This is a genomic window from Pelodictyon phaeoclathratiforme BU-1, from assembly GCF_000020645.1.
GTDB lineage: Bacteria > Bacteroidota > Chlorobiia > Chlorobiales > Chlorobiaceae > Chlorobium > Chlorobium phaeoclathratiforme.
In genome coordinates this window covers 1,581,487-1,597,855 of the sequence record NC_011060.1, presented here as the reverse complement: position 1 = coordinate 1,597,855, position 16,369 = coordinate 1,581,487, and the positions used below count along the sequence as shown (strand labels likewise).

General features: G+C 46.5%; 14 protein-coding genes. 10 read left to right on the top strand and 4 right to left on the bottom strand.

The features are described from left to right. Nucleotides 1-271: 271 nt before the first annotated feature. The 5 genes from PPHA_RS07515 to PPHA_RS07500 all read left to right on the top strand — a co-directional run bounded on the left by PPHA_RS07515 (nucleotide 272) and on the right by PPHA_RS07500 (nucleotide 5,101). The gene (locus tag PPHA_RS07515) at nucleotides 272-685 is read left to right on the top strand and encodes an ATP-binding protein (protein WP_150085631.1); all 414 of its coding nucleotides are present in this window, start codon (nucleotides 272-274) and stop codon (nucleotides 683-685) included. Between the two features lie 32 nt (nucleotides 686-717). Beyond that, nucleotides 718-2,406 (top strand): glucose-6-phosphate isomerase, encoded by a 1,689-nt coding sequence (gene pgi, locus PPHA_RS07510; protein WP_012508252.1) that lies wholly within the window; start codon nucleotides 718-720, stop codon nucleotides 2,404-2,406. A 141-nt stretch (nucleotides 2,407-2,547) separates the two neighbouring features. Beyond that, complete coding sequence (locus tag PPHA_RS07505) at nucleotides 2,548-4,431, top strand: chloride channel protein (protein WP_012508251.1); 1,884 nt, start codon at nucleotides 2,548-2,550, stop codon at nucleotides 4,429-4,431. Nucleotides 4,432-4,518: 87 nt separating this feature from the next. Next, on the top strand, nucleotides 4,519-4,605 hold the full coding sequence (locus PPHA_RS15570) for a sodium:proton antiporter (RefSeq protein WP_223294029.1): 87 nt from the start codon (nucleotides 4,519-4,521) through the stop codon (nucleotides 4,603-4,605). 109 nt (nucleotides 4,606-4,714) lie between these two features. After that, entirely contained in the window at nucleotides 4,715-5,101 is a 387-nt protein-coding gene (locus PPHA_RS07500) for a hypothetical protein (protein ID WP_012508250.1), read from the top strand. A gap of 95 nt (nucleotides 5,102-5,196) precedes the next feature. Here the strand turns inward: PPHA_RS07500 and priA are convergent, their stop codons facing one another. The 4 genes from priA to rlmN form a co-directional block, all read right to left on the bottom strand. Next, nucleotides 5,197-7,635: a replication restart helicase PriA gene (gene priA, locus PPHA_RS07495; protein WP_012508249.1), complete on the bottom strand. Its 2,439-nt coding sequence runs from the start codon at nucleotides 7,633-7,635 to the stop codon at nucleotides 5,197-5,199. A 74-nt stretch (nucleotides 7,636-7,709) separates the two neighbouring features. Further along, nucleotides 7,710-8,366, bottom strand: coding sequence for an adenylate kinase (gene adk / locus PPHA_RS07490; protein ID WP_012508248.1), 657 nt, complete (start codon nucleotides 8,364-8,366; stop codon nucleotides 7,710-7,712). Nucleotides 8,367-8,377: 11 nt separating this feature from the next. Continuing rightward, nucleotides 8,378-9,163: a hypothetical protein gene (locus PPHA_RS07485; RefSeq protein WP_012508247.1), complete on the bottom strand. Its 786-nt coding sequence runs from the start codon at nucleotides 9,161-9,163 to the stop codon at nucleotides 8,378-8,380. A gap of 21 nt (nucleotides 9,164-9,184) precedes the next feature. Further along, nucleotides 9,185-10,264: a 23S rRNA (adenine(2503)-C(2))-methyltransferase RlmN gene (gene rlmN, locus PPHA_RS07480; protein ID WP_012508246.1), complete on the bottom strand. Its 1,080-nt coding sequence runs from the start codon at nucleotides 10,262-10,264 to the stop codon at nucleotides 9,185-9,187. A 532-nt stretch (nucleotides 10,265-10,796) separates the two neighbouring features. On the opposite strand from rlmN, the gene PPHA_RS07470 reads away from it, so the two are divergent. From PPHA_RS07470 to PPHA_RS07450, 5 genes are read left to right on the top strand one after another with little or no spacing between them, the layout of a single operon-like run. Beyond that, on the top strand, nucleotides 10,797-11,855 hold the full coding sequence (locus PPHA_RS07470; RefSeq protein WP_012508244.1) for a DHH family phosphoesterase: 1,059 nt from the start codon (nucleotides 10,797-10,799) through the stop codon (nucleotides 11,853-11,855). A gap of 32 nt (nucleotides 11,856-11,887) precedes the next feature. Continuing rightward, complete coding sequence (locus PPHA_RS07465; protein ID WP_012508243.1) at nucleotides 11,888-13,399, top strand: leucyl aminopeptidase; 1,512 nt, start codon at nucleotides 11,888-11,890, stop codon at nucleotides 13,397-13,399. Between the two features lie 54 nt (nucleotides 13,400-13,453). Next, on the top strand, nucleotides 13,454-14,158 hold the full coding sequence (locus PPHA_RS07460; protein WP_012508242.1) for an esterase/lipase family protein: 705 nt from the start codon (nucleotides 13,454-13,456) through the stop codon (nucleotides 14,156-14,158). Continuing rightward, nucleotides 14,140-14,991, top strand: a complete 852-nt coding sequence (locus tag PPHA_RS07455; RefSeq protein ID WP_012508241.1) for a biogenesis of lysosome-related organelles complex 1 subunit 2 — start codon at nucleotides 14,140-14,142, stop codon at nucleotides 14,989-14,991. The genes PPHA_RS07460 and PPHA_RS07455 overlap by 19 nt, the downstream gene beginning before the upstream one ends. 39 nt (nucleotides 14,992-15,030) lie before the next feature. Then, entirely contained in the window at nucleotides 15,031-16,368 is a 1,338-nt protein-coding gene (locus PPHA_RS07450) for a UDP-glucose dehydrogenase family protein (RefSeq protein WP_012508240.1), read from the top strand. Nucleotide 16,369 lies beyond the last annotated feature (1 nt).

Sequence of the window (16,369 nt, the reverse complement as noted above, 5' to 3'; positions counted from 1 at the left end):
CCTGCTCCTGGTTTTATTGGTTGTGTTGTTGTGTTAATCAGTTGTCTTCTTTTTTTCTCTTCCTGAAACAAGATTGAGTTCTTAAAGAAAACATTGACACCTAATATAGAAAACTAATAAAATATTGCAAATGAGGGAGATAAATCAGGCTTTTTTTACTTTTTGCTTAACAAAATAATGCACAGCCCTCTTTTTCGGGTTTGTTCGGACGCTCGCTTCATTGTACATTCATTGCGTATATTCCGATTTTACCGTAACAGATAAGCGTATCATGAGGCGAGCTGACATTATGCTGCAGGGCAACTCTTCAGCATACGAAGTATTGTACAGGTTTGTTGCCTTGTTTTCGCAAGATGAGGGATACAGCACCCTTTTTTTTGAAGAGCTGCAGCTTACCATGAAGGAGGCCTTTGTCAATGCGGTCAAGCATGGTAATAAAGAGCGGGAGGACTTGAATGTCTCCATTTCACTCACTGCTTCTGCCGAAGTGCTCCTGGCCTCTGTCAGGGATTGTGGAAACGGGTTTAATTTGGATGCATTGCCAAATCCGGTTGATCCCCGGAATCTTTTCCGGTTATCAGGGAGAGGCTTGTATATTATCCGAAGCATTGCTGAGATTATTGCATGTGAGCGTGATGGTGATGGATGGTTGCTGACTCTGCGTTATCGTCCCTCATGGCAGTAAAAAATTTATAAACAGGTAAACAAATTCAACACATGGGTCTGTCACGAAGCGAAGTCTGGAATGCTCTTTTATTACACAAGCAGGAGATTGAAACACTTCATATGCGGGAGATGTTTCAGGACGGTGGTAATCGTTTTGAACAATTTTCTCTTCAGTGGGGCGAACTGATGCTTGACTATTCAAAAAACAGGATCACTTCTCGTACGATGGAACTGCTTCTGGATCTTGCCCGCAGTGTTGAGCTTGAAAAAAGACGTGATGAGATGTTTGATGGCGCTCCAATCAATCGCACCGAAAACCGTGCAGTGCTCCATACTGCTCTTCGCAGACCACCAGGATATTCGCTTGTTGTTGACGGTCTCGATCTTTCAACAGAAATTGCTGATGTGCTCGTTCAGATGAAGGATTGTTGTGAGAGGGTTATTTCTGGCTCGTGGAAGGGGTATACCGGAAAGCGTATGACCGACGTGGTCAATATCGGTATCGGTGGCTCTGACCTCGGCCCCTGTATGGTAACCGAAGCGCTCCGTCCTTTTGCACATGGCCATCTTCAGGTGCATTTTGTCTCCAATATTGATGGAACCCATATCAGTGAGACGCTGAAAAAGCTCAATCCGGAAACGACGCTCTTCATTATTGCCTCAAAAACATTTACGACCCAGGAGACGCTTACCAATGCCATGAGCGCCCGTGCATGGTTTTTGACTCATGCTGTCGAGAGATCACATATTGCAAAGCACTTTGTGGCGGTTTCAACCAACCGTTCAAAGGTGGTGGAGTTCGGTATTGATGATGCGAACATGTTCAGGTTCTGGGATTGGGTTGGCGGGCGTTATTCTCTCTGGTCTTCAATAGGGCTTTCAATAGCACTTTTTCTCGGTTTTGACCGTTTTCAGGAGCTCCTCAATGGAGCCTGTGCGATGGATGAGCATTTCCGTCAGTCGCCTCTTGAAGGCAATATCCCGATTCTCCTTGCTTTGCTTGGAGTCTGGTACAATAATTTTTTCGATGTCTCATCTCACGCAGTTATTCCCTACGACCAGTATCTGCACCGCTTTCCAGCCTATCTGCAGCAGCTTGATATGGAAAGTAATGGCAAGAGGGTTGATCTTGCTGGCAACATGGTTGAGTATGCAACCGGTCCGGTGATCTGGGGTGAACCAGGCACGAATTCACAGCACGCATTTTTTCAGTTGCTCCATCAGAGCCCCAATTTTATTCCGGCAGATTTTATTGTGCCGCTTAAAACCCAAAACCCGATAGGGGAGCATCATGATATCCTTCTTGCAAACTGTTTTGCACAGACCGAAGCGCTCATGAGAGGCAAAAATGAGCAGGAGGTGCGTCAGGAACTCGATGCGGCTGGATGTGATGATTCCGAAATGAACATGCTGTTGCCGCATAAGGTTTTTCCTGGAAATCGTCCGACAAATACGATTCTGCTCAAGGAACTCAATCCTTATTCCCTTGGTGCTCTCATCGCCATGTATGAGCATAAGGTTTTTGTGCAGGGGATTATCTGGGGTGTCAACTCTTTTGACCAGTGGGGTGTCGAACTTGGCAAACAGCTTGCCAAGGCTATTTTCCCTGAAATTCAGGGGAGTGAAACCATCTCCTGCCACGACAGTTCGACCAACGCTCTTATCAATGCCTATCGTGACTTCAAGGTGAGTGATAGCCAATCGGTAAGTTCACAACTCTCATTTTTTGATCCTGAGTAAAACCTGTACTTCTAAAAAAACAAAGCCGCCTGATGAAAAGGCGGCTTTGAAGTTTTGGTGCTAAAACCCGACCTTATTTTGAATGTTGGGGTTTCAGGGGTTTTGTCACCGGGTTGCATTCGTTTTTTAGCATATTGAGTAATGAAACTGTCACCTCGCATGAAAGGGAGTCTCAGCAGAAAGGTATTAGCTTTTTTCTACAGTATTTTCAGGCGAAGCCGATATTTCAAGGGTACTTCACAGCAGTTTTTTCGCCTTACCCTCGATTCTTTTCTTGTTCAGCTTAATCTGACCCAGGATATTCCGTTCCTTTTTGTTGCTGTAGGCGTTGGTCTTATGACCGGATATGTTGCCGTCATTTTTCACGATGCCATCATGACGATCAGCGCCATCAGTTTTACCGCTCTTCGATCTTTTGACAAAGCTCCATTTATCGACAAATACTGGATCTTCTTTCTTCCCTTCATACCAGCAGCAGGGGGGCTATTTGTCGGCCTCTACAATGCATTTATTGTAAAAGCACGGCCCGGACATGGTCTTGCTTCAGTGATCAAGGCTGTTGCCCAGAATGATGGTGTTATTAACCGGAAATTGTGGATTCATAAAAGCATAACCTCTGTTTTGAGCATCGGTACGGGAGGTGGCGGTGGACGTGAAGCTCCGATTGTTCAGGTTGGTGCAGCAATCGGTTCTACGGTAGCTCAGATGCTTCGCTTTTCGCCGAACAAAACCCGTACGCTTCTCGGCTGTGGAGCAGCAGCCGGTCTTGCGGCCGTTTTCAATGCTCCGATTGGTGGCGTCATGTTTGCTATCGAGGTACTACTTGGAGATTTCAGTGTCAAAACATTCAGTCCCATTGTTATCGCAGCAGTTATCGGAACTGTCCTTTCAAGAAGCTTTCTCGGGAACTCTCCGACTTTTCAGGTTCATGAATACTCCCTTGTATCAAATACGGAACTCCTTTTTTATTGTTTACTTGGCATTCTTGCAGGGCTCTCGGCTGTTATGTTCATCAAGATTTACTATGCAATTGAGGAGTGGTTTGGCAGAATCGAAAAACGATGGAAGATCCCCATATGGGCCATGCCGGCTATTGGTGGCCTCATGAGTGGACTGATCTGCATGTGGCTTCCCGGACTCTATGGATTTTCTTATGAGGCCATTAATCATGCTGTCAATGGTCATGAAAGCTGGAGCAACATGATCGGTATCTATTTTCTCAAACCGGTTGTTGCCGGTTTCAGTATTGGTTCCGGAGGCTCGGGAGGGATGTTTGCACCAGCCATGAAAATGGGGGCCATGCTCGGAGGGATGTTTGGTACGCTTGTGCATATGTTGTTTCCCGCAATAACGGCAACCTCAGGAGCCTATGCTCTTGTCGGTATGGGGGCGTTGACGGCAGGAGTCATGAGAGCCCCGTTGACCGTCATCCTTATTCTCTTTGAAATAACAGGCCAGTACGAGATTGTGCTACCGATCATGTTTGCTGCCGTAACCTCCTCTCTTATTGCACGGCTTGCCTACCGCCATACCATGGAAAGCTATGTCCTTGAAAAGGAGGGAGTCAGGGTCGGCTTCGGCATTGCCTTGTCGGTTGCCGAGCATATCAGCATTTCCGAAGTCATGAAAACAGACTACGTACAATTCAGAGATTCAGAGAGTGCGACAAACATGATTGATGTATTCTTCAATACACCTGAGTCAACTTTTCTTGTCACCAATGAGCACAGCTTGTTTTCAGGTATTATCAGTCTCAATGAGATGAGAATTCTTCTCAAGGAAGATTTTCTTGTGGGATTGATTGCCGAAGATATTGTAAAAAAAGATGTTCCAGTGCTCTATGAAAGCTCAAAGCTTGATGAGGCGCTCAAGCTTTTTGAGATCTCCGATTATGACCTGTTGCCGGTTCTTGATTCTGGTGAGGGAAAGCTGCTTGGAGTGGTTCGTCAGGAAGAGGCTTTTGCGTATTATCGCAAACAGGTCAATCTCTATGGGTCTGATCAGTATGAGAGTCATAAAAGCTGATACCACAATGGATCTCCGGTACAGGGGGAGGTATCATCAGCCATTTGTCTCCTGGCAATTTCTTTGGCAACACTCTTTTTTTGAGCAATGATGTATATCGGTAATGCACCAAACTTCATGGGTAAAAATATTGCAGCTCAGGCAGATGTAGAGTGTCCTGATTTTCTGGCGTAAGTCTCTAACGATGCCTTGCCTGTCCTTTTGCCAATATCCGTTGTTATTATGGTTACTATTGTTTTGCTTATAGTTGTCGTCGGTTAATAATTATAAACACTCAAGCCTCATGAAAAGCTTTTTTGATGCTGTCAGGAATGCAGAAAAGGGATTTGTTGTCAAAAACGCTGTTTTCCTGCCGTTTCACTGTGAAATTATTTCTATCTGGATTGGCAAGGAGATGTCGTTGCTTGCAGTTCCGGAGCTGATAGTTGATCTTTCGGAGAGCGATCTGTTAGCGGTCAGAGAGGGGGAGTCGTATACCAATATCGTGTTCAGAAAATGGAACGACCTTTCAAAAGAGCTCGGTCATCATAAAGGTCACATCATTCTGAGGGCAGCAGAAAAAGGCGCAGATATCTTCAAAAGTGAAAACATCCATTACATCAGAATTGGATTTCCGGATCACCAGAAAGAGATTGTTTTTGAAATTATCGATGATCCTTATGATCTTTAGTAACTCTGCGGAGCAATAAAAAAAGAGATACCGTACAGAGGTGAAGAGCCGCTCAAGGTAACCACATCAGAATGGGATCTCAAACAAGCTGGTTGCTACATGAGATTCTGGGGATCGACATCAATACTGAACAGCACTCCTGAGGAGCGGAAGCGGGCGATGATGTCGTCGCTCATCTGCTTGATGAATGGTGGTGAGAGTTTGCCGTCGAAGAGTTTGACGAGGATATGGTAGCGATACCGGCCTCTTATTTTTGCAATACCGGCAGGTGCCGGCCCAAGAACCCTACCTTTTTCTGCTGGTAGTTGCAATTCAAGACTTTTTTTGCAATAGAGCGCCGCCGCTTCAGCCTGATTTTCTTCTTCTGCACTGCATTCGAATTTTATGAGTCGGGATGCAGGAGGGTAGTGAAGCTCCTTTCTTAGAGCGCTTTCCTGCAGAAAAAACTTTTCATAGCTCCTCTCTTTCTGCAAAAGAGCGGTAAAAACATCGTTTTCCATGTTATAAACCTGGAAATAGACTTCACCCGGCAGGGAAGAGCGTCCTGCACGTCCGGCCACCTGGGTGAGCAGGGAAAATGTCCTCTCTGAAGCCCGAAAGTCCGGAATATTCAGTCCGATATCAGCCATCAGAACCCCGACAAGAGTGACTGCCGGAAAATCAAGCCCTTTTGCAACCATTTGCGTACCCAGCAGAATACGGGCTTTGCGGTCGTGAAATTCTTTAAGAATTCTGCCATGAGAGCCTTTTGCGGAGGTGGTGTCGACATCCATGCGGAGAATTTTTTCTTCAGGGAAGAGGGTTTGCAGCTCTTCTTCAATGCGTTCGGTGCCACTGCTTTTATAAAACAGATTAGACGATGAACACTTCATGCACGATTCCGTGAAGTGAATGGCGTGACCGCAATAGTGGCAGCGAAGCTGTTTCGGGGTCGCATGGTAGACCAGTGGGATATTGCAGAAGGGGCAAAGAGGGATATGACCACAGGCAAGACAGAAGATGCTGCCGGCAAATCCTCTTCTGTTTTGCAGAAGAATGACCTGTTCATTTTTTTCAAGACGAAGTGCAATCTGACTGTAAAGGAGTTCTGAAATGGATGCTGAAGCTTTGGGACTGCCTTTCATCCAGACAAGCGTGATGGCGGGCATGGTTGCTCCATCAACTCGTTCCGGGAGATTGATAAGGGTGTACTTGCCCTTGACTGCGTTGTTATAGGATTCGAACGAGGGTGTCGCTGATCCGAGTACGCAGATCGCCTTGCTGAACATTGCCCTCATGATTGCTGTATCGCGAGCATGGTAGCGGGGATTACGATCCTGCTTGTATGCGCTGTCATGCTCTTCGTCAACAATGATTGCTCCGAGGTTTTCAAGTGGAGCGAAGATGGTTGAGCGGGCGCCAAGGGCAATTTTTGTTTTTCCGAGGCGAAGACTATGCCAGGCATCATATTTTTCCTGGTTGCTCATGGCGCTGTGCAGAATGGTGATGTCATCATGAAAATGTTCACGAAATCGGCCTGCAGTCTGGGGGGTCAGGGCTATTTCAGGTACCAGCACAATAGCCGTTTTTCCTGCTGCAAGAACTTTTTTCAGCAGTTCGATATAGATCAGGGTTTTTCCGCTTCCGGTCACTCCGTGAAGCAGGAAGGTCTTGTATTCCTCCTGGGTAACAGCATGAGTCAGTTGCTCAAGAGCTTTTTGCTGTGAAGCCGTTGGTGTTTTTGTGGATTGTGGAGTTTCCGAAAAGCCTGTCGTGAAGTGGCTTGTGACAGCCATTTGTGATTTTTCAACAAACCCTTTTTTTACAAGGGCATTGAGCGTCTCCCTTGAGCTGCCAATGGTTTCTGCAAAAGCAAAGGTGTTGCCGAAAGAGGCCAGAATTTTGATGGCTTCAAGCTGTTTCGGGGAGTTTTTCAGGCTCTCTTCTGCGTTTTCCGGTAAGGATAGACTCAGCCGATAACAGCTCTTTTGTTTGGCTTTTGTGGATGAAAACCTTTTTGTGAGCTGCAGGTGCCCGCCCCGCTCAAGTTCTGAAAGGGTGCGATAAAGTTGTTTCCTGCCGATGCGCTGCTGCAGTTGATGAACAGTAAGTCGTTTTTCCCGAATCATCAATTGCATGATGGCACGCCGAAGTGCCGTATTGATGACTTTTGGCGCTTCGGCATTAAGCGTAAAATGTTTGATTTCAACGACATCATGAACCGTTGTACGGACTGCTGCGGGCAGGGCGGCCATCAGGGTGTCGATTCTTCTTGTGAGATAATAATCGGCCATCCATTCGGTAAGTTGCATCAGAGCCGGGTTCAGGACTGGACGTCCGCCATGGAGTACGTCCAGGATCTCAATGGTGGGCACCTCTTCACTTTCGAAGGGCATGAGAGCCAGAATGTAGCCGATCGCAACTCGTCCGTTTCCCTTTTTTGCTGAAAGCAGAACCATACATCCGGGCAGGATGTCCTGTTTCAGAGAATCGGAAACGGTAGCAACAAAAGGTTCTCCCTGGAATAATTTGTCTGCGCCTGTCAGTACTTGCATGATGGTGAATTAAAAAAAGCCAGTAACTTCGATACTGACTTTTTTAATTTCGGACTCTTTGATTGGTTGATTTTTCAGACCATAAGCGCCTCAAGAATCCTGTCGCGGATATCCTCTACCTTTCCTTTCCCTTCAATTTTGAAGTAGGTGGGAGCGTCAAGATCACCGTTGTGTGACAAATCAAGGTAGTAAGCGATCAGCGGTTCGGTTTGAGCGTGATAGATTTCAAGCCGTTTTTTTACGGTCTCTTCCCGATCGTCCTCTCTTTGGGTCAGGGGTTCTCCGGTTTCATCGTCAATATCCACTGTTTTTGGTGGATTGAAGCTCACATGGTAGGTTCTTCCGGAAGCAAGGTGTACACGACGACCACTCATTCGCTCGATAATCTCTTTATCCTCAACATCGATTTCAACAATATAGTCGATGTGGATACCATCTTTTCTCAACGCTTCAGCCTGGGTAAGTGTGCGCGGAAACCCATCGAAAAGGCATCCATTGGAACAGTCACTCTTTGTCAGGCGCTCTTTGACGAGAGCAATAATAATTTCATCTGAGACGAGTTGACCACTGTCCATTACTTTTTTTGCAGCGACACCAAGAGGCGTTCCAGCTTTTACCGCTGAACGCAACATGTCGCCAGTCGATATCTGAGGTATGCCGAAGGTTTTTGAAATATAGTTTGACTGCGTTCCTTTGCCGACCCCTGGTGCTCCCAGTAGAATAATTCTCATCAAACTTGTGCTTATAGGGTTTTTTTTGTTGTAACAATCATGATTTTTGGCTTTTGCGGCCTTGTTTCCTCAGCGGTCACACTCTCTGGGGGGGCGCTTGCTGCTGATTCATTCAGCATTTCATCGCCTGAAAGTGAAAGCGGTGAGGCGGTAAGAGTGGTTTCATCATGTTTAGCGGCAGGCTTGAGCTGGATTGTCTGTATAGCAGGTTTTTTTTTGAATTCAATTGTTGTGGCTTTGGCATTGCCAGGAGAGGGTTTGTGCTGTTGCAATTGCGCATCATTAAAAATCTGCTGCGAAGCTGCTGCAGATCCTTTCGTATCCAGAGAGCGATATTGGTAGTCCTCTTCGGTAATCAACTCTGTTCTGTATTCGAAATCCATTGCACCAAGTATCATCCTGATAGCCCTGCGACTTTCGCCAAGGTCTCCCCTCGACTCGATATTGGTTTCAGCCTTGGCATTTACTGTAGTGATGGGGTGACCATTGATATCCTTCTCCTCAAGCAGTCCGAAGGTAACGTTGATTTTCATGCCGAAGAGGATAAACGAGCTCACATCAGCACGAATGGCAGTCATGCCGCCGACGGTTGTTTTTTCGCTAATCAGGTTCCAGCCGATCCAGCGCTCAATTTTATTGAGAATAAACTCCGAGATTTCGTCGATAGGTTTGTCGTACCGACGTACTCTTAATTCACTGAAAACAGGCTTTTCCGAGGTGTGCGTTGCATTGGTGGTAAGGCCATGATATGCTTTGGTAAATTCACTTCTGAAAGGAATAAAATCGATCAACTCCATGATTCTTAAGACGGTTAGAGATTATTGCGGGTTCTGCATGCTGGCTGTTGCCAGTTGGCCGCATGCCGCATTAATGGTTGTGCCGTAACTTTTTCTGATCGTGACATGCAGTCCTGAATTAATAAGGTATTGCTGGAACATGTCTCGGGTTGCACTGTAAACAGGCTTGAATTTAATATTAATGATTGAATTGTAATCAATCAAATTTATTTTGCATAAAAAGGTTTTTGAAAATCGTGCGAGCATTTTTGCATCATCCAGAGAGTCGTTGATCCCTTTGAGGAGCAGATAGACAATGGTGACGGGCATTCCTGTTGACTGAGTGTATTCAGACAGTGCCGTTCCCAGTTCTTTGAGCGGGTATTGCCGGGAAGCAATGGGCATGAGTGATTCCCGTTTCTGTTGATCGGCAGCATGAAGCGAGACTGCAAGTTTTGTTTTCATTCCCGATTTTCCAAGTCGCTGGATTTCCGGGATTACTCCAACTGTTGAAATGGTTATTCGTTTCTGTGACAGGCAAAAACGGTAATTTCTCGTGCTGAGGGTTTCGATAGCCTCTATAACGTTACCAGTGTTCAACAGCGGTTCACCCATTCCCATAAAGACAATGTTGGTGAGGCTTTTGCCGGGCTCTTTTGCGCCGACCAGTTCGTTAAGCGCGTAGATTTGACCAGTAATTTCACCAGCAGTGAGATTACGCCGGAACCCCATTTGTCCTGTTGCACAGAAGGGGCATTGCAGCGGGCAACCAATCTGTGACGAAACACAGGCAGTTCTTCGGTTCTCCGTTGCAATCAGGACGCTTTCCACCCTGCTTTTGTCCTGCAGTTCCAGCAGAATTTTTTCTGTCGGACTTTCGCAATCCTCTTCAAAGCACTCCTGATGCTCAACGCGCTTTAACGGGTGAATTGAAAAACTTTCAGAAAGCTTTTTGCGCAAAGCGAGACTCAGGATGGTCATCTCCTCAAAACTTGCTGCATGGTGGCTGAAAAGCCATTGATGTATCTGGGTAGCCCTGAATGCTGGTTCCCCAAGCAAACTCAATGCCTGCTGGAGTTCTGTGAGGGTCAGATCCGTTATATTTTGCTGTTGCTCGCTCATCGAAAGAGATATTATTTATAGATAAAAAAAGGTGATTGATCAGGATGTTCCGGAACCACCAGCGGTGGCTCAGGTAAAAAAAGTGCGGACAGCAGGTGTCTTTGCCTTTCCTTTACAGGGGAAGGTAGTTCATCCTGAGAATTATGCATACAAAATAAGCTTCTTCGCGCAATTTACCGGAAAGGAGTTTTATAAAGCATACCTCTGGCGCCGTTCATCCCTCCTCCAATGAAGATAAAATTCCGGATATCGAGCAAACGCAGATCAGCGCTGATAAACTGAGCCCGCTGGTGTTTTTTGTACAGGGCATTTTTTTCTTGAGAACACGGTTGCAGTAGGCCGTTTTGTACCGAATGCCTGGGAGACGTATAACATGCATATTGGAGAGGGGCGGGAACAAAAAAAATATTCTCCCTGTTTTCTCTTTTTATCTTTTATCTTTGTGAACGTTCCCCGCGTACACGGAACGGACAGTCAACGGGGAGAAAAGCTCGGAGTGAGCGCTGATTTTTTTTAAAATTACAACCAACTAATGATAGTACCACAGTATGGTCGGACGCTTAGTGCCGAGGAATGGTCTCCGGTCATCGATGCGCTGCTTGAAGGTCAGCATTTTGTTCTTACAACTCATGAAAACTCTGATGGTGACGGTCTTGGCAGTGAGGTTGCACTTGCAAGGGTGCTGAAGGCGATGGGCAAAGAGGTTGCTATCGTCAATCCAACGGAAGTCCCTCCGAATTACCAGTTTTTAAAGAAGCTCTATCCCATAACCCTTTTTGACAAGAAGAGCGAAGAGGCTATTCAGGAGCTTTCGCTCTGTGATGTTGTTGTGCTGCTTGATGCCAATCTGCATGACAGGATGGGCTCGCTCTGGCCTCATGTCAGTTTTGCCAAAGAGCTTGGCGCACTGAAAATCGTCTGTGTTGATCATCATCTCGAACCGGATGATTTTACCGATGTCATGGTGTGTGAAAGTTATGCATCATCGACTGGTGAACTCGTTTATGGTTTGATTTATGCGCTCCAGGAGCGATTGGGTCGTGAGCTGTTTACCCCGGAAGTTGCCGAAGCGCTCTATGTTGCTGTCATGACGGATACGGGCTCTTTCAGGTTTCCCAAAACGACTCCCTATGTTTATCAGCTTGCCGGAGATCTTGTGAGCAAGGGGGCTGATGCTTCGGAAATTTATGACCGAATCTACAATTCGTTGACGACCTCGGCGCTTAAACTGCTTGGCGCTGCCCTGAGTGCGATCACCATTCTTGATGATGGTGATATTTCGTGGTTATTTATTTCGCAGGATATGATCAAGGCTACCGGAAGCAAATTGTTCGATACCGATCTGATCATTCGTTATCTTCTCAGTGTTCCTTCGGTTCGTGTTGCGGTGCTGATTGTTGAGATGCAGGATGGCAGAACCAAGGCGAGTTTCAGGTCGCGGGGCAGGATCTATGTCAATCAGTTTGCAAAAAAATATGGGGGCGGTGGCCATATGAATGCCGCAGGATGTCTTTTTCAGTTCTCTTCTGACAAGGCTCAGATGGTATTGCTTGAAGATCTGCGACTGTTCCTTAAAAATCAGATAGATTAAATGTCATATTGTTAATATCGATTGGTTGAGCTATGAAATTATCAGTAACAAAAAGTGATCTTGCCAGTTTGGAGTGCGAGTTTCTTGCATTGCCGTTCAGCAGTGGTGAGCTGAAAAAAGAGGCCGGAGAGAGGCTTTCTGCGTTGGGGATTGATCAGCAGGTTTTGAAAGATTTCAAGGGAGATGCAGGCGAGCTTGTTGTTGTCTATGGAGAAGCTGAAAAGTGTTCAGCCGTCAGGATTGCACTGCTCGGGCTTGGAGAGAAGGTAACCCTTGATGACTGGCGTAAGGCCGCAGTTTCTTTGTCCTCCAGAGCTGTGGATATGAAGATTGGAAAAATTGCTGTTGATTGTTCGGGTATTGCAGCGCTCGCAGTTGTGACGGGGCAGAGTGTATCAACGCTTGCTGCCGCTTTTGTTGAGGGCTGTTTTGCGGGCTCATATCGGTTTGATCGTCTGAAAAGTGGTAAACTCGATAAAAAGGAGGCTGGCGAGAAGTCGAAAGGGATTGACGAGCTTCTTCTGAGTGTTGAGGATAGCGCCTTTGAGGAGAGTGAGAAGGGTGTTGCCGAGGGAGAGATTCTTGGTTCGTGCCAGAAAATGGTCAGGGATATGGTGAATCTGCCAGGGAACTATCTGCATGCAACGGATATTGCGGAAGCGGCAGCGGAGTCTGGCAAAAAATATGGCTATGATGTAACTGTCTTTGAAAAAAAGGAGATAGAGGCTCTTGGTATGGGTGGCCTGCTTGCCGTAAATAAGGGCAGTCATCATCCTCCGACGTTTACGATTCTTGACTACAAGCCCAAAGGAGAGGTCAAGGCCGTTGTTGCCCTTGTCGGGAAGGGGGTTACCTTTGATTCCGGCGGCATTTCGATCAAACCATCCGAAAACATGGGTGAGATGAAGTCTGATATGGCAGGTGCGGCCAGTGTGTTGGGAGCGGTTGAGGCTGCAGCCCGTCTCCGCCTTCCCCTGCACCTTATCGGGTTGATTCCGGCTACCGACAATATGCCGAGTGGTACGGCACAACAGCCAGGAGATGTCATCACCACCTATTCAGGTATTACGGTGGAGGTTGGCAATACTGATGCTGAAGGCCGGCTGATCCTTGCTGACGCACTCTCCTACGGGAAAGAGAAGTATAAACCGGATGTGATTATTGATGTTGCAACGCTGACTGGCGCCTGTATTGTAGCTCTTGGTTATGCTGTGGCCGGTTTTTTCAGCAACGACGACAAGCTGGCGGATGCAATTTATCAGGCAGGTCAGCAGTCGGGTGAAAAGGTTTGGCGTTTGCCGCTCTGGGATCTTTATGCTGAGCAGATAAAGTCGGATGTTGCCGATGTTAACAATACTGGAGGACGAGGTGCCGGGACGATTACTGCAGCCAAATTTCTTGAGAAATTCATTGATGGGCATAAAAATTGGGCACATATTGATATAGCCGGGCCATCGTTTGCATCGAAGAGTGCAGGCAAGGTGAACGGCGGAACAGGTTTTGGCGTCAGCCTGCTTGTTGAGGTATTGAAAAAATGGGCTTGAAAGAGAGTGTTGCATAATGAACATGTCGGCAGTACATCAACCATCTGAACTATCATGAAGGACGTATCGCAAAACCCTGTAGTGATCATTCCCGGTGTGCTTTTCTGGGATAGCCTCTATGACACCATGAAAGAGGTGCTTGCTGGGTATATTTCCAAAGAGAGAGTTGTTGTTGCTCCGGTAAATCTTCTTGACTGGATAGGATTTCCTCCATCACCCGAAAAATCAACGAATGGGGTGATGAAGGCCGTTGACCGGGCTGTCAGGGCTATGAAAAGGAAATTTCCCGATGAGCCGGTGACACTTGTGGCTCATAGCGGCGGGGGTACGGTTGCGATGATCTACCTGCTTGAAAAATCTTTTCAGGGTGATGTTTATCGTACCGGAAATCAAGTCGGAAAGCTGGTTACCCTTGGAACGCCGTTCCATACGCATGAGTATTATGCCAAGATAAAGACCGATTTTATTTTCCGGCATCTGCAAAAGGATTTTTTTGAGCGTTGTCGTGTTGTATCTGTCGTCAGTGATAAGTATCATGGAAACCATCAGGGAAGTTTTGTCGAAAAAATGTGCTATAAGTTTTATCAAAGCGTTCAGGAAGATGGCAATGTAAAGGGGGACGGCATTGTTCCTGCAAAAAGCTGTTTTCTTGAAGGTGCTGAAAATGTTACTATTGCAGATGCAGAACATCTTCCAACACCGCATACCAGATGGTATGGAACAAAAGAAGGGGTTGAACAATGGATTCAATGGCTGTAAGGGATAGCCGGATCAGGGTTGCCGGGATTGTTTTTTTTGTCTTCATCTTGATTCTGTCGTCATGCAATCAGGAAAAGCAAAAGCAGGATCCGCGGCAGGAGCATGTCGAATCAATGATGGCTATTCTTGCCCAGGTTCAGAAGAATCTTGGCCGGATTCAGCAGAAAGAGGCTGTTGTTGAACGCCTTTCTTCCGGAATTGAGGGTCGGGACACTGCAACTGTGGAGGAAATTGGCAAGGATATCGCGGCCAGTATCCGGTTTATCGATTCTTCGCTGGTTGCAAGTAAAAAGCTTATCCGGAAACTCGAAGAGGAGAACCGTTCGTCATCCTATCGTGTCGATTCTCTTGATCGGCTTGTTTCCGAGTTGAAACTTGCAATAAACGCCAAGGACAGGGAGGTCAATGCGCTCAAGGGCCATGTGCAGAAGTTGGACAAGCAGATTTCATCATTGCTGACAACCGTCGATGTCCTTGACGAGTTTATTCAGGATCAGGAGGTTCAGCTCTACACAGCCTATTATATTTCCGGTACCTTTGATGAACTTGTGACCAAAGGGGTCCTGGTTCGTATCAATCCACTTGAGAAGTTGTTCGGCAGTGAGTATCGGCTTGCTTCCGACTTTAATATCAGGCTGTTCAAAAAGGTTGATATCACAGAAACAAGAGATCTCTTTTTTGACAAGCCGCTCAAAAAACTGAAAATTATAACACCTCATACCGTCGGTTCTTATGAACTTGTCGGGGGGAAGACTTCATCACTGCTTCTTGTTCGTGATGAGAGCGCTTTCTGGCAAAAATCACGCTGTCTTGTGATTGTCATTGAGGAGTGACGAGATACTACTGTACCTTTTAATCATGTTTGCATTTTTATGAAAATAACCATATTTGGATCAGGTTATGTCGGGCTTGTTACCGGAGCCTGTTTTGCGGAAGTCGGTAATGATGTTCTCTGTGTCGATATTGACCAGCGGAAGATTGATGCTCTCAATTCGGGCAAGATTCCTATCCATGAGCCCGGTCTTGATGAAATCGTTGCTGAAAACATCAAGGAAGGTCGTTTGCGTTTTACGACGGATCTTCGTGAAGGTGTTGAGTTTGGACTTTACCAGTTCATTGCGGTAGGTACTCCTCCTGATGAGGATGGTTCGGCTGATTTGCGACATGTTCTCAGTGTTGCTGAAAGCATTGGCACCTACATGCAAGAGTACAGGATTGTCATCAATAAATCGACAGTGCCGGTTGGTACAGCCGACCTTGTGCGGGAAAAAATAGGTTCGGTTCTTGTGGAAAGAAATGTGGATATTGATTACGATGTAGTCTCAAATCCCGAGTTTCTCAAAGAGGGTGATGCCGTCAATGATTTCATGAAACCTGAACGGATTGTTGTTGGTGTCGATAATCCTCGCACCCGGGAGCTTCTTCGTTTTCTCTACTCTCCGTTCAATCGCAGTCATGAGCGTTTTATTGCTATGGATGTCCGTTCTGCCGAATTGACCAAATACGCGGCCAACGCCATGCTTGCAACAAAAATCAGTTTCATGAATGAGATTGCCAACATCGCCGAGCGGGTCGGTGCTGACGTGGAAGCAGTAAGGAAAGGTATCGGTTCTGATTCGAGGATCGGGTTCTCATTTATTTACCCAGGGATTGGTTATGGCGGTTCCTGTTTTCCCAAGGATGTGCAGGCGCTTGAAAGAACAGCACACAAGCATGGGTATCATTCACGGATTCTTCAGGCTGTCGAGGCGGTTAATCATGACCAGAAAAGCAGTATTGTCAGAAAGATAAGGGGCCATTTCACTGATGGTATCAAGGGCTCTGTTTTCGCTATCTGGGGACTCGCTTTTAAGCCGAATACCGATGATATGCGTGAAGCTCCCAGCCGCAGGGTTATTGAAGAGCTTCTGAGTGATGGCGCCAGGGTAAGGGTTTATGATCCGGTTGCCATGGATGAGGTTAGAAGGATATATGGCGAACATGACGATATTTTTTATGCCTCAAACCCGGAAGAAGCCATAAAAGGTTCAGATGCTCTTGTTGTACTCACGGAGTGGCTTGTGTTCCGCAGTCCCGATTTTGAGATGATCAAACGAGATCTTGCGCATCCGGTTGTTTTTGACGGAAGAAATATCTACAGTCCTGAATTTATGGAGCAGTCAGGCTTTACCTATTACTCCATAGGTCGGCCACCGAGGGGAGTTTCCTGAT